Source organism: Thiobacillus sp. (genome assembly GCF_018780105.1).
In the GTDB taxonomy this organism is placed as follows: domain Bacteria; phylum Pseudomonadota; class Gammaproteobacteria; order Burkholderiales; family Thiobacillaceae; genus Thiobacillus.
In genome coordinates, this window is the sequence record NZ_JADMKC010000004.1 from 186,785 (window position 1) to 205,166 (window position 18,382).

At 61.9% G+C, this 18,382-nt stretch carries 21 protein-coding genes; 5 read left to right on the forward strand and 16 right to left on the reverse strand.

Going from position 1 to position 18,382, the window contains the following annotated elements:
• Positions 1–138 precede the first annotated feature (138 nt).
• From IV098_RS03990 to IV098_RS04035, 10 genes are all read right to left on the reverse strand, one after another.
• On the reverse strand, positions 139–1,125 hold the full coding sequence (locus IV098_RS03990) for an NAD(P)H-dependent glycerol-3-phosphate dehydrogenase (RefSeq protein ID WP_296886570.1): 987 nt from the start codon (positions 1,123–1,125) through the stop codon (positions 139–141).
• A 27-nt stretch (positions 1,126–1,152) separates the two neighbouring features.
• Entirely contained in the window at positions 1,153–1,593 is a 441-nt protein-coding gene (locus IV098_RS03995; RefSeq protein WP_296886518.1) for an SH3 domain-containing protein, read from the reverse strand.
• Between the two features lie 7 nt (positions 1,594–1,600).
• Complete coding sequence (secB, locus tag IV098_RS04000; protein ID WP_296886519.1) at positions 1,601–2,059, reverse strand: protein-export chaperone SecB; 459 nt, start codon at positions 2,057–2,059, stop codon at positions 1,601–1,603.
• A gap of 68 nt (positions 2,060–2,127) precedes the next feature.
• Positions 2,128–2,553, reverse strand: a complete 426-nt coding sequence (gene trxC / locus IV098_RS04005) for a thioredoxin TrxC (RefSeq protein WP_296886520.1) — start codon at positions 2,551–2,553, stop codon at positions 2,128–2,130.
• Between the two features lie 76 nt (positions 2,554–2,629).
• Positions 2,630–2,890: a glutaredoxin 3 gene (gene grxC, locus IV098_RS04010; RefSeq protein WP_296886521.1), complete on the reverse strand. Its 261-nt coding sequence runs from the start codon at positions 2,888–2,890 to the stop codon at positions 2,630–2,632.
• Positions 2,891–2,914: 24 nt separating this feature from the next.
• Positions 2,915–3,328 carry a rhodanese-like domain-containing protein gene (locus IV098_RS04015; RefSeq protein ID WP_296886522.1) on the reverse strand — a complete coding sequence of 138 codons (414 nt, stop codon included), beginning with the start codon at positions 3,326–3,328 and terminating at the stop codon, positions 2,915–2,917.
• 15 nt (positions 3,329–3,343) lie between these two features.
• Complete coding sequence (locus tag IV098_RS04020) at positions 3,344–3,562, reverse strand: DUF2892 domain-containing protein (RefSeq protein ID WP_296886523.1); 219 nt, start codon at positions 3,560–3,562, stop codon at positions 3,344–3,346.
• A 10-nt stretch (positions 3,563–3,572) separates the two neighbouring features.
• Positions 3,573–6,773 (reverse strand): efflux RND transporter permease subunit, encoded by a 3,201-nt coding sequence (locus IV098_RS04025; RefSeq protein WP_296886524.1) that lies wholly within the window; start codon positions 6,771–6,773, stop codon positions 3,573–3,575.
• A gap of 12 nt (positions 6,774–6,785) precedes the next feature.
• Positions 6,786–7,838 (reverse strand): efflux RND transporter periplasmic adaptor subunit, encoded by a 1,053-nt coding sequence (locus IV098_RS04030; protein ID WP_296886525.1) that lies wholly within the window; start codon positions 7,836–7,838, stop codon positions 6,786–6,788.
• Positions 7,839–8,078: 240 nt separating this feature from the next.
• Positions 8,079–8,402: a helix-turn-helix transcriptional regulator gene (locus IV098_RS04035; RefSeq protein ID WP_296886526.1), complete on the reverse strand. Its 324-nt coding sequence runs from the start codon at positions 8,400–8,402 to the stop codon at positions 8,079–8,081.
• A gap of 195 nt (positions 8,403–8,597) precedes the next feature.
• Here IV098_RS04035 and gpmI point away from each other — a divergent pair, with 195 nt between their 5' ends.
• The 5 genes from gpmI to IV098_RS04060 all read left to right on the forward strand — a co-directional run bounded on the left by gpmI (position 8,598) and on the right by IV098_RS04060 (position 14,105).
• Positions 8,598–10,139: a 2,3-bisphosphoglycerate-independent phosphoglycerate mutase gene (gene gpmI / locus IV098_RS04040; RefSeq protein WP_296886527.1), complete on the forward strand. Its 1,542-nt coding sequence runs from the start codon at positions 8,598–8,600 to the stop codon at positions 10,137–10,139.
• The gene (locus tag IV098_RS04045; RefSeq protein ID WP_296886528.1) at positions 10,132–11,406 is read left to right on the forward strand and encodes a peptidoglycan DD-metalloendopeptidase family protein; all 1,275 of its coding nucleotides are present in this window, start codon (positions 10,132–10,134) and stop codon (positions 11,404–11,406) included. Before gpmI ends, IV098_RS04045 begins: the two co-directional genes overlap by 8 nt.
• A gap of 1 nt (position 11,407) precedes the next feature.
• The gene (locus IV098_RS04050; protein WP_296886529.1) at positions 11,408–12,826 is read left to right on the forward strand and encodes a S41 family peptidase; all 1,419 of its coding nucleotides are present in this window, start codon (positions 11,408–11,410) and stop codon (positions 12,824–12,826) included.
• An 88-nt stretch (positions 12,827–12,914) separates the two neighbouring features.
• A complete protein-coding gene (locus IV098_RS04055) occupies positions 12,915–13,310 on the forward strand; it encodes a hypothetical protein (RefSeq protein ID WP_296886530.1) in 396 nt (131 codons plus the stop codon).
• Positions 13,311–13,331: 21 nt separating this feature from the next.
• The gene (locus tag IV098_RS04060; RefSeq protein ID WP_296886531.1) at positions 13,332–14,105 is read left to right on the forward strand and encodes a molybdopterin-synthase adenylyltransferase MoeB; all 774 of its coding nucleotides are present in this window, start codon (positions 13,332–13,334) and stop codon (positions 14,103–14,105) included.
• Here IV098_RS04060 and slmA read toward each other — a convergent pair.
• The 6 genes from slmA to ffh all read right to left on the reverse strand — a co-directional run bounded on the left by slmA (position 14,093) and on the right by ffh (position 18,376).
• The gene (gene slmA, locus IV098_RS04065) at positions 14,093–14,677 is read right to left on the reverse strand and encodes a nucleoid occlusion factor SlmA (RefSeq protein WP_296886532.1); all 585 of its coding nucleotides are present in this window, start codon (positions 14,675–14,677) and stop codon (positions 14,093–14,095) included. The two genes, IV098_RS04060 and slmA, sit on opposite strands and share 13 nt — an antisense overlap.
• A gap of 204 nt (positions 14,678–14,881) precedes the next feature.
• Positions 14,882–15,274, reverse strand: a complete 393-nt coding sequence (rplS, locus tag IV098_RS04070) for a 50S ribosomal protein L19 (RefSeq protein WP_296886533.1) — start codon at positions 15,272–15,274, stop codon at positions 14,882–14,884.
• A 97-nt stretch (positions 15,275–15,371) separates the two neighbouring features.
• Entirely contained in the window at positions 15,372–16,124 is a 753-nt protein-coding gene (gene trmD / locus IV098_RS04075) for a tRNA (guanosine(37)-N1)-methyltransferase TrmD (RefSeq protein ID WP_296886534.1), read from the reverse strand.
• Between the two features lie 11 nt (positions 16,125–16,135).
• On the reverse strand, positions 16,136–16,615 hold the full coding sequence (rimM, locus tag IV098_RS04080; protein ID WP_296886535.1) for a ribosome maturation factor RimM: 480 nt from the start codon (positions 16,613–16,615) through the stop codon (positions 16,136–16,138).
• 28 nt (positions 16,616–16,643) lie between these two features.
• Positions 16,644–16,901 carry a 30S ribosomal protein S16 gene (gene rpsP, locus IV098_RS04085; RefSeq protein WP_296886536.1) on the reverse strand — a complete coding sequence of 86 codons (258 nt, stop codon included), beginning with the start codon at positions 16,899–16,901 and terminating at the stop codon, positions 16,644–16,646.
• A gap of 131 nt (positions 16,902–17,032) precedes the next feature.
• Positions 17,033–18,376: a signal recognition particle protein gene (ffh, locus tag IV098_RS04090; protein ID WP_296886537.1), complete on the reverse strand. Its 1,344-nt coding sequence runs from the start codon at positions 18,374–18,376 to the stop codon at positions 17,033–17,035.
• Between the last annotated feature and the right edge of the window lie 6 nt (positions 18,377–18,382).

Sequence of the window (18,382 nt, forward strand, 5' to 3'; positions counted from 1 at the left end):
ATTAACTAAACCCGGGCCAGGCGCACGGTGGCGTCGAGGGCGTGCGCGCCTCAGCGCTGCGAACGCTATGTTTACGGCTAAACCCGCAGAAAACAATAGGGGTGTGGTCGGCCAGACGGCCGGCGGCTCCGGACAGCGTTAAAACTCGGACCTGATGTCCCGGTTCAGCAGCGCGTCGACCGCCTGCGCGGCAGGCAGCCCCTCGAACAGCATCTGGCAGACCGTGCGGGTAATCGGCATGTCGACGCCCTGTTCGCTGGCAAGGGCGGCGACTTCGCGCGCGGTGGTGACGCCTTCGGCGACATGGCCGAGTTCGCTGAGTATGGTGTCGAGATTCTGGCCGCGCGCCAGACGCAGCCCCACTTGGCGGTTGCGCGAGAGGTCGCCGGTCGTGGTGAGGATCAGGTCGCCGAGTCCGGACAGCCCCATGAAGGTTTCGACGTGGCCGCCGAGCTGGACGCCGAGGCGGGTCATTTCAGCCAGTCCGCGTGTAATCAGCGCGGCGCGCGCGTTGTGCCCGAGCTGCAGGCCGTCGCAAATGCCGGCGGCGATCGCCATGACGTTTTTCAGTGCGCCGCCGATCTCGACTCCGATGACGTCGTCATGGGCATAGATGCGCAGGCGCTGGCCGGACAATGCTGCGGCCAGGCGTTGCGCCAGTACGCGGTCATGCGAGGCGAGGGTGAGCGCAGTGGGGTAGCCCTGTGCCACTTCCTGAGCAAAGCTGGGGCCGGATAGCGCGCCGGATTGCGCGTGGGCGGGCAGCAGCTCAGCAATCAGCTGGTGCGGCAGCTTGCGGCTGCCGGGTTCGAAGCCCTTGCACACCCACAGCAGCGGCGGCAGTGCGGGATGCTGCGCGAGGGCCGCGAGGGTGGGGCGCAGCGCGCCGCTGGGCACGGCGATGACAATCAGCTCGGCGGCGTCGACGACAGCGGTGAAATCCGGGTTGAATCGCAGACTGTCCGGCAACGGGCAGCCGGGCAGATAGCGGGTGTTGACGTGCTGGGCGCGCATGGCGTCGAGTTCGCCCGCATTGCGTCCCCACAGACTGACGCTGTGGTGGGACGCCCAGCTGGCCGCCAGCGCGGTGCCCCAGGCGCCGGCGCCGAGTACGCCAAGTTTCATGCTCATAAGCGGGCCCGCGCCATGCGTTTACCGGCCCCAGGCTTCGTGTGCGGGCAGCCAGCCGGTCAGGCCGTCGGCATGCTTCACCGGCAGCCAGCCGAAGGCATCGGCGGGACCGGTCAGCTGGAGCAGCACGCCGCGCGCGACTTGCGCCACCGCTTCGGCGTCCGCTCGCGGCTGCTTGCGCAGCGTGCTGGTTTCAGCCTTGACCATGACGGTTTTTGCGCCGCCCAGTGCCGATTTCTCGACCCAGCTCAGGCGGCCGCTGGCGTCGCGCACCTTGATCCATGCGTCGGTGTCGACCACCACCTCCAGCGGCACGCCACTGCCCGCGACGGCGATTTTGCCGGCAGCGGTGGAAGGCGCGTCGTAAAGCAGGGCAGGCCGCGCGGTGCTGCGATATTCCAGCGCGCTGGCCGGATGCGCCAGCGCCAGCAGAAAACCGGCCGTGAGCAGCGGTTTCAACAAGCCCGGCTCAATGCGTTTGGGCGGGGGCGGCTTGCTGCTGCTGGGCCTGCTGTTGCTGGGCGTACAGCGCTTCGAAATTGACCGGGTTCAGCAGCAGGGGCGGGAAGCCTGCGCGGATCACCACGTCGGACACGGTTTCACGCAGGTAGGGGAACACGATGTTGGGGCAGCCGATGCCGAGCACCATCGGAATCTGTTCCTGCGGCACGTTCTGGATGCGGAACACGCCGGCCTGGGTGCACTCGACCAGGAACATGGTCTTGTCGCTGATCTTGGAGGTGACGGTGACGGTGATGCTGGTGTGGTACATGTCGTCGCCGAGCGGGCGGCTTTCGGTCGACATGTTGACTTCAATTTGCGGCGCTTCGCGTTCGAGGTAAATGGCGGGGGCGTTGGGTACTTCCACCGACAGATCCTTGACGTAGAGTTTTTCGATATTGAATGTGGGCTGCAGTGCGTCGGTCATGATGGTTTCCTGGGTCAATAAAAACCGGAGCGCACGCTCCGGGACAGGCGGTATTTTACACGCGCTTGTTACATGCCTTGTGTCAACAGCCAGCGCTTCAGCGCGTTGGCTTCCATCGCGCCCGACACGCGCGCCACTTCCTCGCCATTTTTGAACAGGATCAGGCTGGGGATGCCCTTGATGTGGTGACGCATCGAGACCTGCGGATTGGCCTCGGTGTCGACCTTGGCAAAACGCACCCGCGTGGCCATGTCGGCGGCGACCTGCTGGAATACCGGCGCCATCATCTTGCAGGGGCCGCACCAGTCGGCCCAGAAATCGACCAGAACCGGCAAGCCGGCCTTGGCGATGAAGCGGTCAAAACTGCTGGCGTTGAGGTCGACCGGCTTGCCGGGCAGCAGCAGCGTGCCGCATTGGCCGCATTTGGGGCCGTCGGCGAGGCGTTCGTCCGGCACGCGATTGAGCGCCAGGCAGTGGGGGCAGGCAAGTTCCATCAGGATTCCTTGAGGCAAATGATCGTTGCCTCAAGGTGGAGGCGCGCGCCATGAATTCAAGCGCAGGCTTCTGGGATCAGGCGCTGGCGAGCAACGGCACCAGACCGCCGGCCGCATCCAGCGCGGCGGTGTCGTCGAAACCGCCGACATGGGTGTCGCCGATGAATACTTGCGGCACGGTGCGGCGGCCGCTACGGGCGATCATTTCGTCCTGTTTTGCCGGATCGAGGTCGATGCGGATTTTTTCGATGTCGGTGACGCCGCGGCTTTTGAGCAGGCGCTCGGCCGAGACGCAATACGGGCAAACGGCGGTGCAATACATGACAACTTTAGCCATGGTGGCTCCTTCTCGGTGAATGGGTTATTTGGTGACGGGCAGGTTGGCGCGTTCCCACGCGATGATGCCGCCCGCCTGGTTGTAGACGGTCTCGAATCCGGCTTTTTTCAGCATGCCGCAGGCGCGCGCCGAGCGCTGGCCGCTGCGGCAGGTGACCAGAACCGGTTTGCCCTTGAATTTGTCGAGTTCCTTGAGGCGACCGGACAACTGCCCGAGCGGAATATGCTTCGCCTTGGGGATGTGGCCGGCAGCGAATTCCTTGTCTTCGCGCACGTCCAGCACCAGCGCGTCGTCGTTGAAGAGGCGGGTGGCCTTCAGCGTGTCGGCTTCCTCGATGCCGGAGATTTTGCTGCCGATGAATGACCAGATCAGCATGGCGCCGGACACCGCCGCCAGTGAGGCGAGCATCCAGTTGTCTTGTATGAATTGCATGTCCATAAGAAGTCTTCTCGTTTAGAGGCCGCAGCCCTGTTTGACGCCGGCTTTTTTCAGCACGATGTCCAGCGGGCAGAAGCGGGTAAAGCCGGATTGAAACAGGTTGAAACCGACGAAGGCAGTAAACCACAGCCACGAAGGCTGGGCCAGGTCGGCGCTGCCGGAGGCATGCGCCAGCGCCAGCGACAGCATGATGAAAAAACCGGCAATGATACGAACGATGCGTTCGACGGTCATGGTGAAGCTCCTATTGAGGTGAGGAATGTTTGCGGTAATTCGTGGCGTAATACAGCACCGGGATCACCACCAGAGTAAGCAGGGTGGAGACGAAGATACCGAATATCAAGGACACTGCGAGCCCTGAAAAAATCGGGTCGTCGAGTATGAAAAAGGCCCCCATCATGGCGGCAGCGCCGGTCAGCACGATCGGCTTGGCGCGGGTGGCGCCGGCCTGGATCACCGCTTCCTGAAAGTCCATTCCGGCATCGACCTGTTGGTTGATGAAGTCGACCAGCAGGATGGAGTTGCGCACGATGATGCCGGCCAGCGCGATCATGCCGATCATCGAGGTGGCGGTGAACTGCACGCCGAGCAGCGCGTGGCCGGGCATCACGCCGATGACGGTGAGCGGAATCGGCGCCATGATGATGAGCGGCGTGAGGTAGCTCTTGAACTGGGCGACCACCAGGATGTAGATCAGCATCAGGCCGACCGCGTAGGCGATGCCCATGTCGCGGAAGGTCTCGTAGGTCACCTGCCATTCGCCGTCCCATTTGAGCGCGAAGCCGCTATAGGGGTCGTCGGGCTGCTTGATGAAATATTCCGCCAGCGTGCCGCCTTCCTTCAGCGCTTTGCCGTTGAGGTCGCCGCGCATTTCGAACAGGCCATATAGCGGCGAATCGAGCGCGCCGCCGGTGTCGCCGACGACGAACACCACCGGCAGCAAGTCCTTGTGATAGATGGTCTTTTCGCGCGTGCCGGGAAGGATCTCGACCAGTTCGGACAGCGGGACGAGGTGGCCGTCGTTGCCGCGCACGGTGAGCTTCAGCAGTTCGTCGAGGCTGCTCAGGCGTTCCGGCGGCAGGGTGATGCGCACCGGGACTTCGTATTTGGCGCCGCTGCCGTGGATCGGCGTGACGTTCTCGCCCGACAGCCCCATCTTCATCGCGGCGACGATATCTTTCTGCGCCACGCCCGCCATCGCGGCCTTGTTCTGCAGCACGCGCAGCACGAAGCGCTGGGCGTCGTCCTCCACCGTGTCGTCGATGGCGACGATGCCTTCGGATTGCTCGAACACGCCGCGTACCTGCTTGGCAACGGCGATTTGCGCGTCGTAGTCGGGGCCGTAGATCTCGGCAACGATGGGCGACATCACCGGCGGGCCGGGCGGTACTTCGACGACTTTGACGTCGGCGCCATGTTTTTTTGCGATGGCTTCGACGGTCGGGCGGATGCCCTGTGCGATGGCGTGGCTTTTGCGGTCGCGCAGATGCTTGTCGACCAGGTTGACCTGCAGGTCGCCGATTTCGGGGCCGCTGCGCAAATAGTACTGGCGCACCAGTCCGTTGAAATTGATCGGCGCCGCGGTACCGGCATAGGCCTGGTAGTCGGTGACTTCCGGCAGCGCGGCGACCGCTGTCCCCATTTCAGCGAGCACCTGCGCGGTTTTCTCCAGCGGCGTGCCGACCGGCATGTCGACGATGATCTGGAATTCCGACTTGTTGTCGAACGGCAGCATTTTCATGATCACCAGCTGCACCACCGGCAACGCGACCGAGATCAGGATGGCCAGCCCGATGCCGAGCCATAGCAAGCGGCGCGAGCGCATGCCGGTTGCGCCGCGCAAAAACGGGGTGAGGCGGGTGCGGAACAGGGCGAGCAGTTTGTCATCGCCGTCGTGCCCGGCATGCGCCTCCTGTTTGATCAGTTTCAGCGCCAGCCATGGGGTGACGATGAAGGCGATGGCGAGCGAGATCAGCATGCCGATCGAGGCATTGATCGGGATCGGGCTCATGTACGGCCCCATCAGGCCGGAGACGAAGGCCATCGGCAGCAGCGCGGCAATGACGGTCAGGGTGGCGAGAATGGTTGGGCCGCCGACCTCATCGACCGCGCGCGGGATGATCGCCTCGAGTCCATCGTGGTCCAGCTTCATGCGGCGATGGATGTTCTCCACCACCACGATGGCGTCGTCGACCAGAATGCCGATCGAGAAAATCAGCGCGAACAGCGACACCCGGTTGAGCGTGAAACCCCACGCCCACGAAGCGAACAGGGTGGCGGCCAGGGTCAGCAATACCGCCGCGCCGACGATCAGCGCTTCGCGCTTGCCGATGGCGAACAGCACCAGCAGCACTACCGAGGCGGTGGCGAAGATCAGTTTCTGGATCAGTTTTTTGGCCTTGTCGTCTGCCGTGGCACCGTAGTTGCGGGTGACGCTGGCCTCGACGCCTTCGGGCAGCACGCTGTTTTGCAGCGCATTGACGCGCGCGATGACTTTCTCCGCAACCTCTACCGCGTTTTCGCCCGGTTTCTTGGAGATCGCCAGGGTGACGGCGGGAAAAGTCTGCCCTTTGTCGGCCTGATGTGCACTGCCCGTGCCGGGGCCGTTCCAGACGTAGTTCGCCGGCTGGTCGGGACCGGCGGCGATGGTGGCGATGTCGCTCATGTAGACCGGCCGCCCTTGCGCCACGCCGACGACCAGCTGTTTCACGTCGTCGGCGCCCGCCAGGAAGGTGCCGGTCTGGACGAGGATTTCCTGATTGTTCGACACCAGCGTGCCGGACGGCTGCGCGGCGTTGGACACCTGCAGGGCATCTCGGATGTCCTTGGCCGAGACGTTGAAGGCCGCCATGCGGTCGGGGTCCATCATCACCCGCACGACTCGCCCGGGGCCGCCGACGGTGGTGACTTCGCGCGTTCCCGCGATGCGCTTCAACTCCGTTTCCGCGGCGTGTGCTGCCTGTTCGAGTTCGAACGCGCCGCGCGCCGGGTCGCGGGTCCACAGGGTCACGGTGACGATGGGCACGTCGTCGATGCCGAGCGGCTTGATGATGGGCTCGCCGACCCCGAGTTCGGGCGAGACCCAGTCGCGGTTGGCCTGGATGGTGTCGTACAGCCGCACCAGCGCCTGGGTGCGGTCCTGCCCCACCAGATACTGCACGGTCAGCACCGCCATGCCGGGCTTGGACACCGAGTAGATGTGCTCGATGCCGGCGATCTGCGACAGCACCTGCTCGGCCGGTGTGGCCACCAGCGCCTCCACATCCTTTGCCGAGGCGCCGGGGAAGGGGATGAACACGTTGGCCATGGTCACGTTGATCTGCGGCTCTTCTTCGCGCGGCGTGACCAGAATGGCGAACAGCCCCAGCAAGGCCGCGATCAGGGCGATCAGCGGCGTCAGCTGGGAAGTGAGGAAAAAGCGGGCGATGCGTCCGGAGGGTCCCATGCGCGTCACCGATCAGTTTTGAGGGGCGTTGGCAGGGCTTTTGGCGTAGATGCCGGCTTTGACCGCTTCCAGCGCGATGATTTCGCCCGGGTTCAGGCCGGCCAGCACTTCAACCTGACCGCTTGCATCCGGCGTGCCGAGACGCACCTGACGCAGGCTGACGTGATCGCCTTTCACCACGTAGACGGCCGTGATCTCGGAACGCCGCACCAGCGCGCTCGCCGGAATACTGAGCTTGCGGGCCTTGCCCATTGCAAAATGCGCACGCGCGAACATGCCGGGAATCACGCCTTCGAGGTTGGCCGGCATGTTGAGGCGCACCTTGACCGTGTGGGTGGCGGTGTCGGCCGACGGCAGCACGGTCACGCCGGTGGCCTCGATCCATTTGTTGAGCGAGGGGATTTCCACCGCAACCGTGGCCGCGGTTCTGACGTCGGCCAGCTTGTATTGCGGAATGCTCGCAATGACCCGCATGTCTTTCGGGTCGAAGCCGGTCATCAGCGGCTTGCCGGGCGTCACGGACTCGCCCACTTCGACCAGGCGGGCGGAAACCACCCCGGAAAAAGGCGCGACGATGGTGGTGTAGCTGGACAGTGCGGTCGACTGTCCGACGCCGGCGCGCGCGGCGAGCGCGGCCGCTTCGGCGGCACGATAGTCGGACGTGGCGCGGTCAAGCGCGGCCTGGCTGATGAATTTTTGCTGGAAGAGCTGTTTCTGGCGTTCGTAATTGGCACGCGCATTGGTCAGATTGGCGCTGGCCTGAGCCACTTGCGCCTGGCTGCCCGCAACCGCAGAGGACAACTCCTGTGCCGAGAGGCGGATCAGCACTGCGCCCGCCTTGACCGTATCCCCAGCATCGAAATTGACCGCCACCACGCGCCCCGATACCTGGGCGGTGAGCGTCGATTGCTTGACCGCCTCGACCACTGCTTCGGTGGAATAGCCGCTGGCCGCAGTTCGGTATTGCACCGGCGCGACAGCAAACGGCAGGGCGGCCCAGGTTGCCTGGGCCGGCAGCAGGGCGCAGGCGTACAAAAACAAACGGGCGGGACTCAATGCAGGCACGGACGACTCTCCTGAAACTGTCTATTAGAATACGCTAATTAACTATTATTATCAATTGCTTGTGCTTGTTTTTCAGCCTTGCGGTGGCGCAAGGCGCTGCCAGTATGCGCTACAAGCGCGCACCTAGCCACTCTGTCTCATGGTGCGTTTGTGCTCTGTTCCGTGTAGGTAAACTGTGCCTTGCGGCAATAAAAAAGACCCGGTACGCCAGCGCGTCCGGGTCTTTCTGTGTGCGGGGGATTACTTGGTGAAACCGCAGAAAACGTCGCGCATCATCCCCAGCAATTTGAGCGTGCGGGTGTCGCCTACCCGGTAAAACACCCGGTTGGCATCCTTGCGGGTACGCAATACGCCCTTGTCGCGCAGGATGGCCAAGTGCTGGGAAATGTTGCTTTGCGACGTGCCGACATGGTCGACGATATCCTGCACGCTGACTTCCTTGTCGCCCAGCACGCAGAGGATTTTCAGGCGCAGGGGGTGCGACATGGCCTTCATTGCGCGCGACGCCTGCTCGATGTGTTCGTCCTTGTCCATCAGGTCCACTTCGTCCCACTCTGCTGCCATATTCGTTACCTTGTTCCCGTTCGTGTAGTACTCTTGATGCGCGGTGATTTCCTGGAAAGGCCTTGGAAAATTTACGGCCAAACGCCCATTGTCGAGCTGAAAACTGCCCCGATTTGATGGGCTGCGTATAGATTAGAAATCATGCATATATTAAACTAATCCCACAAAAACGAGTTAGGCAATAGAAATTTCTTCATGAAGACCACGCCGGTTCTCCTCATCATTCTCGATGGTTTTGGCTGTCGCGCCGAGCGCGCCGACAATGCGATCGCGCAGGCTGACAAGCCCAATTTCGATCGCCTGTGGAAAGAAAATCCCCACACCCTGATTCACGCATCGGAGTCGGAAGTGGGGCTGCCCAAGGGGCAAATGGGGAACTCCGAGGTGGGGCATCTGAATATCGGTGCGGGACGCGTGGTGTATCAGGAATTTACCCGTATCGACCGGGCGATCGAATCGGGCTATTTTTTCACCAACCCGGCGCTGCTGAATGCCATCCATCTGGCGCGGGACAACAACAAGACGCTGCATATCCTGGGGCTGCTGTCGGATGGCGGCGTGCATAGCCACGAATTGCATTTCCATGCCTTGCTGGAACTGGCAGCGCGACAAGGGCTGCACAAAGTGTGTTTGCACGTATTTGTGGATGGCCGGGATACGCCGCCGAAAAGCGCCGAAATCTATCTGCGCCGGCTGAGCGAAAAAATCGAACAGACCGGGGTCGGGCATATCGCGTCGATGATTGGCCGTTATTACGCCATGGATCGCGACCGTCGCTGGCAGCGGGTTCAGGCGGCCTACGACCTGCTGACGCTGGGGCGTGCCGAGTTTCTCGCCGACTCTCCGCTGGCCGGCCTTGAAGCGGCATACGCACGCGGTGAATCGGATGAGTTCGTGAAGGCGACGGCCATCGCTTCGCCGGACGGCAAGCCGGTCAAGATGGAAGATGGCGATTCGGTCGTGTTCCTCAATTTCCGCTCCGACCGCGCACGCCAGTTGTCGCGGCCGTTCATCGAGCCTGATTTCTGTGAGTTCGAGCGCGAGGTCACCCCGCGTCTGGCAACCTATTGCACCCTGACCGGCTATAGTGATGATTTCGTGGTGTCGGTGGCTTTTCCGCCCGAGCGGATCAAGAACGGCCTGGGCGAATATCTCGCCAATAGGGGACTGCGACAGTTGCGGATTGCCGAAACCGAGAAATACCCCCACGTCACCTTCTTTTTCAACGGTGGCGAGGAAGCTTCCTTTCCCGGTGAAGACCGCGTGCTGGTGCCCTCGCCGGACGTGGCCACGTACGATCTGAAGCCCGAGATGAGCGCGTATGAGGTCACCGACAAACTGGTCGCGGCAATCGAGGGCAAGCAGTACGACCTCATCGTCTGCAACTTTGCCAATCCGGATATGGTCGGGCACTCCGGCAACCTGCAGGCGGCCATCAAGGCGATCGAGACCGTCGATGTCTGTCTGGGTAAGGTCGTCGCGGCCCAGCGCGCGCGCGGCGGCGAAGTGCTGGTGACGGCCGATCACGGCAATGCCGAATTGATGCTCGATCCAGTCACCGGCCAGGCGCATACCGCGCATACCTTGAACCTGGTGCCGCTGATCTACGTTGGGCGGCGGCATGCCAGCCTGGCTGAAACCGGTGCACTCGAAGACATCAGCCCCACGCTGCTGAAAATGATGGGATTGCCGCAGCCTGCCGAAATGACCGGTGAAGCCCTGGTTCGTTTTGAGTAAACCCCAGGCGGCTGCCTTCCGCCACCTGCTCTTGCTGGCCTTGTGCTGGCCGCTGTGTGTTGGCGCCAATCAGGTCGATCGCACGCAATCCGAGTTGAAGGCGCTCAAACAGCGCCTCGATACCCTGCAGCAGGAATTCCGCAAAACCCAGACGCATCGCAAGGAAGCGGTGGATGAACTGCGCCAGTCCGAACAGGCCATCAGCAGTGGCGTTCGCCAACTGCGTCAGCTCGACGGCGAGCGGGTGCGAACCCGGGATGAACTGCTGAGCTTGCAGCAGCAGGCCGATGCGACAGCGGCAAGCATTCGCCAGCAGCAGGCGCACCTCGCGCAGGCACTCCGCTCGGCTTACCAGCGTGGCCAGGGCGATGCGCTGAAGTTGATGCTCAATGGCGCAGACCCGAATCAGCTTGCGCGCGATTTGCGCTACTTGTCGCATGTGTCGCGTGCCCAGCACGAACAGATCGAAGCGCTGCGCGCCGAACTTGCGCAACTGGCCGCATTGCAACAGGCGGTCAGCGAGAAATCCTCCGAGTTGTCGCAGTTGCAGGCTGCGCGCGAAAGTGAGAACCGGCAATTGCTGTCAGAAAAGCGTGCGCGCGAACAGTTGCTGAGCAAGTTGTCTGTGCAGATCCAGCAGCAGCAGCGCGAGATTTCCACGCTCAAGCGTGACGAACGCAGTCTGACCCAGCTGGTTCAGCGTCTGAACCGTGTGATGGCACAGCAGGCGGCGCGTGAAGCCGCGCGTGCCCGCGCCGCTCAGCAGGCCAAAAATGCGCAAAAATCCCGGCAGGCCGCGAAAAGTACCGGCGGTCAGCCGCGCAAGGCCGTGGCGGTCAATACTGAAACGCCGGTTGCCTTCAACTCGGGGCGCCCGTTCTCGAGCTTGAAAGGTTCATTGCGGCTGCCCGTTGCCGGGGAACTCATGAACCGCTTTGGTGCTCCGAGAGAGGGTGGCGGGGTGAGCTGGAAAGGACTTTTCATCCGGGCCGGGCAAGGCGCTGCGGTGAAGGCGATTGCTGCGGGACAAGTGGTGTTTGCCGAGTGGCTGCGCGGCTTTGGCAACCTCATAATTGTTGACCACGGCGAGGGCTATATGAGTCTGTACAGCAATAATGAAAGTCTGTATAAGCAGGTGGGCGAACGGGTTCAGCCCGGCGATCCGATTGCGGCCGTGGGCAATAGTGGCGGCCAGCCCGACACGGGTTTGTACTTCGAAATGCGGCACCAAAGCCGTCCTGTTAATCCCCTCCTATGGGTGAAGTGAAATGACACAAAAGGCGAAATTCATACTCGTCGGTCTGGCCGGCGTGATGGCTGGCGCGGCGTTAACCGTCAACCTCTCGGCAATGGCCGACAAGGATGCTGCTACAGCGCTGCCGGTCGAAGAGTTGCGCGCCTTTACCGATGTGTTTGCCCGCATCAAGAACGATTATGTCGAGCCAGTCGAAGACAAGAAGCTGATCGACGGCGCGATCAATGGCATGTTGACCGGACTGGACCCGCATTCGACTTATCTCGATGTCGAGGGCTTCAAGGACTTGCAGGTCGGGACCCAGGGCGAGTTCGGCGGTTTGGGTATCGAGGTCGGCATGGAAGACGGCTTCGTCAAGGTGGTCTCGCCAATCGAGGACACGCCCGCATTCAAGGCCGGCGTCAAACCGGGCGACCTGATCATCAAGCTCGACGATACGCCGGTGAAGGGCTTGTCGCTGAACGATGCTGTGAAGCGGATGCGTGGCAAGCCAGGCTCGACGATCAAGTTGACCATCGCCCGCAAGGGTACGGACAAGCCCATCGTGCTGAGCCTGACCCGCGCCGTCATCAAGATCCGCAGTGTCAAATCCCAGCTGCTGGAAAACGGCTACGGTTATATCCGTGTGACGCAATTTCAGGAGCACACCGGCGAGCTGCTGGCCGACGCACTCAACGCGCTGTACAAGGAAAACAAGGCGCCACTCAAGGGCATGATCCTGGATTTGCGCAATGATCCGGGTGGTTTGCTGAACGGCGCGGTGGCGGTGACCGCGGCTTTCGTCAAGCCCGACAGTCTGGTGGTATACACCGAAGGCCGCACCGAAGACGCCAAGATGCGCCTGACCGCGAGCCGTGAGTTTTATCTGCGCCCGATGCAGGCGGATTACCTCGCCAAACTGCCCGAGGGCGTGAAGCAGGTGCCCATGGTGGTGCTGGTCAACAGCGGCTCTGCATCGGCATCGGAAATCGTCGCCGGTGCGTTGCAGGATCACAAACGTGCGGTGGTCATGGGAACCCGTACCTTCGGCAAGGGCTCGGTACAAACCATTCTGCCGATCGGCAATGGTACGGCGATCAAGCTCACCACGGCCCGCTACTTCACTCCGAACGGCCGCTCCATCCAGGCCAAGGGGATTGAGCCCGATATCGTGGTGCAGGATCCGAGCCTGCCGAGCGAGGAGGAAAGCCTGGGGGTGCGCGAGGCCGATCTCGACAAGCATCTGAGCAACCCGAACGGGGGCGAGGAACCCGCCAAACCGGACAGCGAAATCAAGGCGCCGCCAGCCGGCAAGCCGGGCAAGGATGGCAAGGAAACTGCGCCAGTGAAACCGGTCACGTTGGAGCCAGGCGAGGTTGTATCGAAGAACGATTATCAAGTGAACCAGGCGCTGAATCTGCTGAAGGGCTTGCAGATTCTGCAGGGGCGGTAAGTTGAGCCGCTGGCTGTGGCTATAAGCGCCGCGGCTAGTCCGCTATACTGGCCCTGTAAACATCAGGCTTGGGCCTGCCAGGAGTGTTATGCGTCCGTGTGACCTCGAAAAAGACCGTGAAATCGTGTTCCACGCCTTGCCAGAAGGGCAAGCCGAGCGCGCTTTGGCCCTGCTGGAGGGCATGGAAGGTCTGGCTGCCGTCGCCGGACGCGAGTCAAATTATCTGCTGGTACGTTACAACGTCTGCGAATACACCCTGGAAGGGCTGGAATTGGCGTTGAGCAATCAGGGGTTCCATCTCGACAACAGCCTGCTGTGCAAACTCAAGCGCGCACTGGCCTATTTCTGCGAGAGCGTGCAACGGCGCAACATCGCTGCAAACGAGCCTGACATCAAGTCGCAACAGGCATTTGTGAAAGTCTACGAGCGGCATTTGCATGGCGATCGTGACGAGACGCCAGAGGAATGGCGCGACTACAAGTAATCAGCCCGCAGTCCGTACCCCATGAACTTGACTGACGATCTTCTGCTGCGTTACAGCCGCCATATTCTGCTGCCTGAGGTTGGCGTGGCCGGACAAACACGTATTAGCGACGCCCGCGTGCTGATTGTCGGTGCGGGTGGCCTGGGTTGTCCGGTTGCGTTGTATCTGGGGGCGGCAGGGGTGGGGCAGTTGCTGCTGGCAGATGGCGATACGGTTGACCTCACCAATTTACAGCGCCAGATTGCGCACACCACTGCGGCGATCGGATTGAACAAGGCTGACTCGCTGGCGCGCAGTGTGCGTGCGATCAATCCGGAAATCGGGGTGAGGGCCATTCCTGAAGCCCTGGCGGGCGCCGCCCTGCGCGATGCCGTCGCGGCGGTTGATCTGGTGGTCGATGCATCGGACAATTTCGCCACCCGTCATGCTGTCAATCGCGCCTGCGTGCATGCTGGAAAACCCCTGGTTTCTGGGGCTGCAATCGGTTTTTCAGGGCAGCTCGCCGTATTTGATTCGGCGCGTGCCGGGAGTCCCTGCTACCACTGTCTGTTTCCAGAGCTTGCTGCCGGCGAACCCGAGATGCGCTGTGCCGAAGCAGGCGTGTTTGCGCCACTGGTAGGGGTGATTGGCGCGATGCAGGCGATGGAAGCGCTGAAATATCTGGCTCACGCAGGCGAGCCGATGGTCGGGAAATTGCTGTTGTGGGATGGCTTGCTTACGCAGGCGCGCGTGATGAAGGTGCCGCGCGATCCGGCCTGTCCGGTATGCGGGCAGGCGGCGTGTCAGGCAGGTTGAACGTCGAGTAGGCGCGCCAGCATCAGTTCGATATCGCCGCCCGGTGCGCGGGTGAATCCACTTTTGGTGAATTGATGCCAGCGCCCCACCACCATGCATTGCAGCAGATTGGCCAGCGGCGCGCTGAGTTCAGATTGTTTGCCGCCGCCGAGTCGCAGACATTGCCGCAATTGCGCTTCGATGCGGTCATGTAGCTGATTGATGCGCTTTTGCAGGCGCTCGTTTTCATGCACCAGCGCCTCGCCGATCAGTACCCGCGTCATTCCCGGATTCTTTGCCGAAAAGTTCAGCAGCATGGCGATGATGGCCTCGACCTGCGCAATTGGGGAAGACGTGTCCGTTGTGATACGTGCGATCAGTCCGAACAGGGTTTGTTCGATGAATTCGATCAGGCCCTCATACATCTGCGCCTTGCTGGAGAAATGGCGGTACAAGGCCGCTTCCGATACGCCGACGCGCGCAGCAAGCGCCGCCGTGGTGATTTTTTCGGGTTGGGGGTCCTGCAGCATCGCAGCCAGCGTTTGCAGAATTTGCAAGCGGCGCTCACCGGGCTTTTTGGCTTCTCCTGCCATCAGACACTCCTTTGTTTTTATAGGGGGTGATTCAGTGCGATGTTGAACCTGCGCAATTTTAGCAGTTTCAAGCGCCATCCATCTCAATATGCTTGCGTGCCCACTGGCAGCAAAGTACCAGTGTCTTGGCTGCGCTTTCGGGCTAGGGGCAAACAAAAACGCCCGCGTGAAGCGGGCGTTTTGCAGGACGGGCAAGGGCGCAGCTTATTCGGCTGCGGTACCTGCAACAGCCTTGGCCTTGCGGGCCGGCAGCTTTTCCTTGATGCGGGCGGACTTGCCGGAACGCTCGCGCAGGTAGTACAGCTTGGCGCGGCGTACGTCGCCACGACGCTTGACTTCGACGCTGGCGACCAGCGGCGAGTGGGTCTGGAAGGTACGTTCGACACCTTCGCCCGCGGAGATCTTGCGCACGGTGAAAGCGGAATTGAGGCCGCGGTTACGCTTGGCGATGACGACGCCTTCGTAGGCCTGCAGACGCTCACGGTTGCCTTCCTTGACCTTGACCTGGACAACGATGGTGTCGCCGGGGGCAAAGCTGGGGAGGGTTTTGTTCAGACGGGCGATTTCTTCCTGCTCGAGTTGCTCAATGATATTCATGATGTTTCCTTAACATCTGGCGGGAGAGGTGTACCCGGAAGTCGTCAGACTTCGGGCAGACATCACGCCGTTTCAAATAGACCCCGGTTGGGGTCGCTTATTCCCGGTCCGCGTCTTGCGACATCGAATCGAGGTAATTCTGTTCCAGCCTCGACAGCCCGCGCCTGGCCAGCAGATCGGGGCGCAGGGCTGCCGTGATCGTCAGGCTTTGCTGCAATCGCCATGTGGCGATTGCAGCGTGGTTGCCGCTGGTTAATACGTCCGGCACCGCCATGCCCTGCCACACTTCGGGCCGGGTGTAGTGCGGGCAGTCGAGCAAGCCGTTGGCGAAGGAATCTTCCACCGCCGAATCAGCGTCATTCAACGCGCCCGGCAGTTGCCGGATGAGCGCGTCCATCAATGCCAGCGCGGGAAGTTCGCCGCCCGACAACACAAAGTCGCCGAGCGAGATTTCTTCGTCCACGCGGCGCTGCAACAACCGCTCGTCTATCCCTTCGTAACGCCCGCACAATAAAACCAGTGCGGACTTTTCCCTCAATTCCATCACCCGCTGGTGGGTGAGCGGACGGCCGCGGGGGGAGAAATGCACCACCCAGGGCGATAAATTTTCGCCGGACAGATCCTGCTGCACTGTGTTCAACGCGCGATCCAGCGGTTCGGCCTGCATCAGCATCCCGGGCCCGCCGCCGTAAGGACGGTCGTCCACCGTGCGGTGCGGGTCGTCGGTGAAGTCGCGTGGGTTCCACGCCTTGAACCGATACAGCCCGCGATCCAGAGCCCGCCGGGTGATGCCGGAATCCAGCACGGCATCGAACATTTCCGGGAAAAGCGTGATGGCATCAAACCGCACCCGCTTCTCCTTTAATAATCTTCGCCCCAGTCCACTTCGATCCGGCCAGCCGCCACATCGACCTTGCCGACAAAGGCCGCGGCAAACGGAATCAGGTGTTCCCGCGATCCCTTTACGACCAACAGGTCGTGCGCGCCGGATTCCATCAGGCTGCTGACCGTGCCCAGCTCGATCCCCTCGCGATTGACCGCTTTGAGACCGATCAGGTCAGACCAGTAAAACTCGTCCTCCGCAGGCGGGGGCAGATTGCTGCGTTCGACCGATATTTCCTGGCCGCGCAAGGCAAAGGCCGCATCGCGATCGTCAATTCCCGCCAGTTTGGCCACCAGCGTATTGCTGTGATCCTGTATGGATTCGACCGGGTAATGCTTGTATTCGGTACCGCGCCCGACACGCCAGGACGCAAAGTCCATCAGCGTACCCGGGTCTTCGCTAAAAGCCTGAACCTTGACCCAGCCCTTGATGCCGAACGGGGCAGCAATGCGCCCCATTACGACCCAGTCGCTGTCCTGGGCCAACTCAGGCGGCAGCGGCTGCGGGTTTGTTCTGCTTGACCAGACGTGCGACGGTGTCGGACATCTGAGCGCCGTTGCTCACCCAGTAGCCAATGCGCTCGGCATTCAGGCGGATGGCTTCTGCGCCTTCGGCTGCGACCGGATTGTAGAAGCCGACGCGCTCGATGAAGCGGCCATCACGACGGCAACGGGAATCCGCAACCACCACATTGTAGAAAGGACGGTTTTTAGCGCCGCCGCGCGAAAGACGAATAACGACCATGATTTAACCCACCGGGCAAACGGAGAAAACCGAGAATTATACTCAAAATTCGCCGGCTTGCCAGTTCGGCGGCAATCGCGGGCTGGGAAAGGGAGAGCGGGCTCCGGGGGGCAACGAGATTACGCCTGGGCTCAGCGCATGCCAGGCATCATGCCTTTCATGCCCCGCATCATTTTGGACAGGCCGCCTTTGCCCATCATTTTCATCATTTTCTGCGCCTGCTCGAATTGGTTGAGCAGTTTATTGACTTCCTGCACCTGTACCCCCGCGCCGGCAGCGATGCGGCGTTTGCGGCTGGCTTTGATGAGCTCGGGCTTGCGGCGTTCCAGCGGGGTCATGCTGTTGATGATGCCTTCGACGCGATTGATCGCCTTGTCGTCGGCGCCCGCGGGCATCGCCATTTGCCCGGCGCCGGGCAGCTTGTCCATCAGTGCCGACAATCCGCCCATTTTTTTCATCTGCAGGATTTGTGCCTTGAAATCCTCAAGGTCGAAGTCTTTGCCCTTTTTGACCTTGTCCGCCAGCTTTTTGGCTTCGGCCATGTCGACCGAGCTGTGCGCCTGCTCGATCAGCGACAGCACGTCGCCCATGCCGAGGATGCGCTGCGCCATGCGCTCGGGGTGGAAAGCTTCGAGGCCGTTGGGTTTTTCGCCGACACCGATGAATTTGAGGGGCTTGCCGGTGATCTGGCGCACCGACAGCGCTGCGCCGCCGCGCGAGTCGCCATCGAGTTTGGTCAGCACGATGCCGGTCAGCGGCAAGGCTTCGTTGAACGCCTTGGCAACGTTGACAGCATCCTGGCCCTGCATGGCATCGACCACGAACAGGGTTTCGACCGGGTTGACGGCGGCGTGCAGCGCCTGGATCTCGGCCATCATCGCGGCGTCGATGGCCAGCCGTCCGGCGGTGTCGACGATCAGCACGTCGTAAAACTGCTTGCGCGCATGGTCCTGCGCGGCAGCAGCGATTTTGAGCGGATCGCGTTCGTCGCCCGCTTCAAAAAATGCGACGTCCAGTTGTTTGCCAAGCTGGCGCAGCTGGTCGATGGCGGCGGGACGGTAGACGTCGGCCGAGGCGAGCAGGACCTTTTTCTTGCGGTTCTTGAGCAGCAGCGCGAGCTTGCCGCTGGTGGTGGTTTTGCCCGAGCCCTGCAAGCCAGCCATCAGGATCACCGCAGGCGGGTTGGCGGCCAGGTTCAACTCGGCGTTGGCGCCACCCATCAAGCGGGTGAGCTCTTCGTGAACAATGCCGATCAGTGCCTGCCCGGGCGACAGGCTGGTCAGCACGTCCTGTCCCAGCGCACGTGTTTTGACGGCTTCGATGAACGCTTTGACCACCGGCAGGGCGACGTCGGCTTCCAGCAGTGCGAGCCGCACCTGACGCAGCGTGTCCTGCACGTTGGCTTCAGTGATGCGGGCCTGGCCGCGTAATTGTTTGACGACGCCGGCGAGGCGTCCGCTGAGGTTATCTAGCATGGTTTC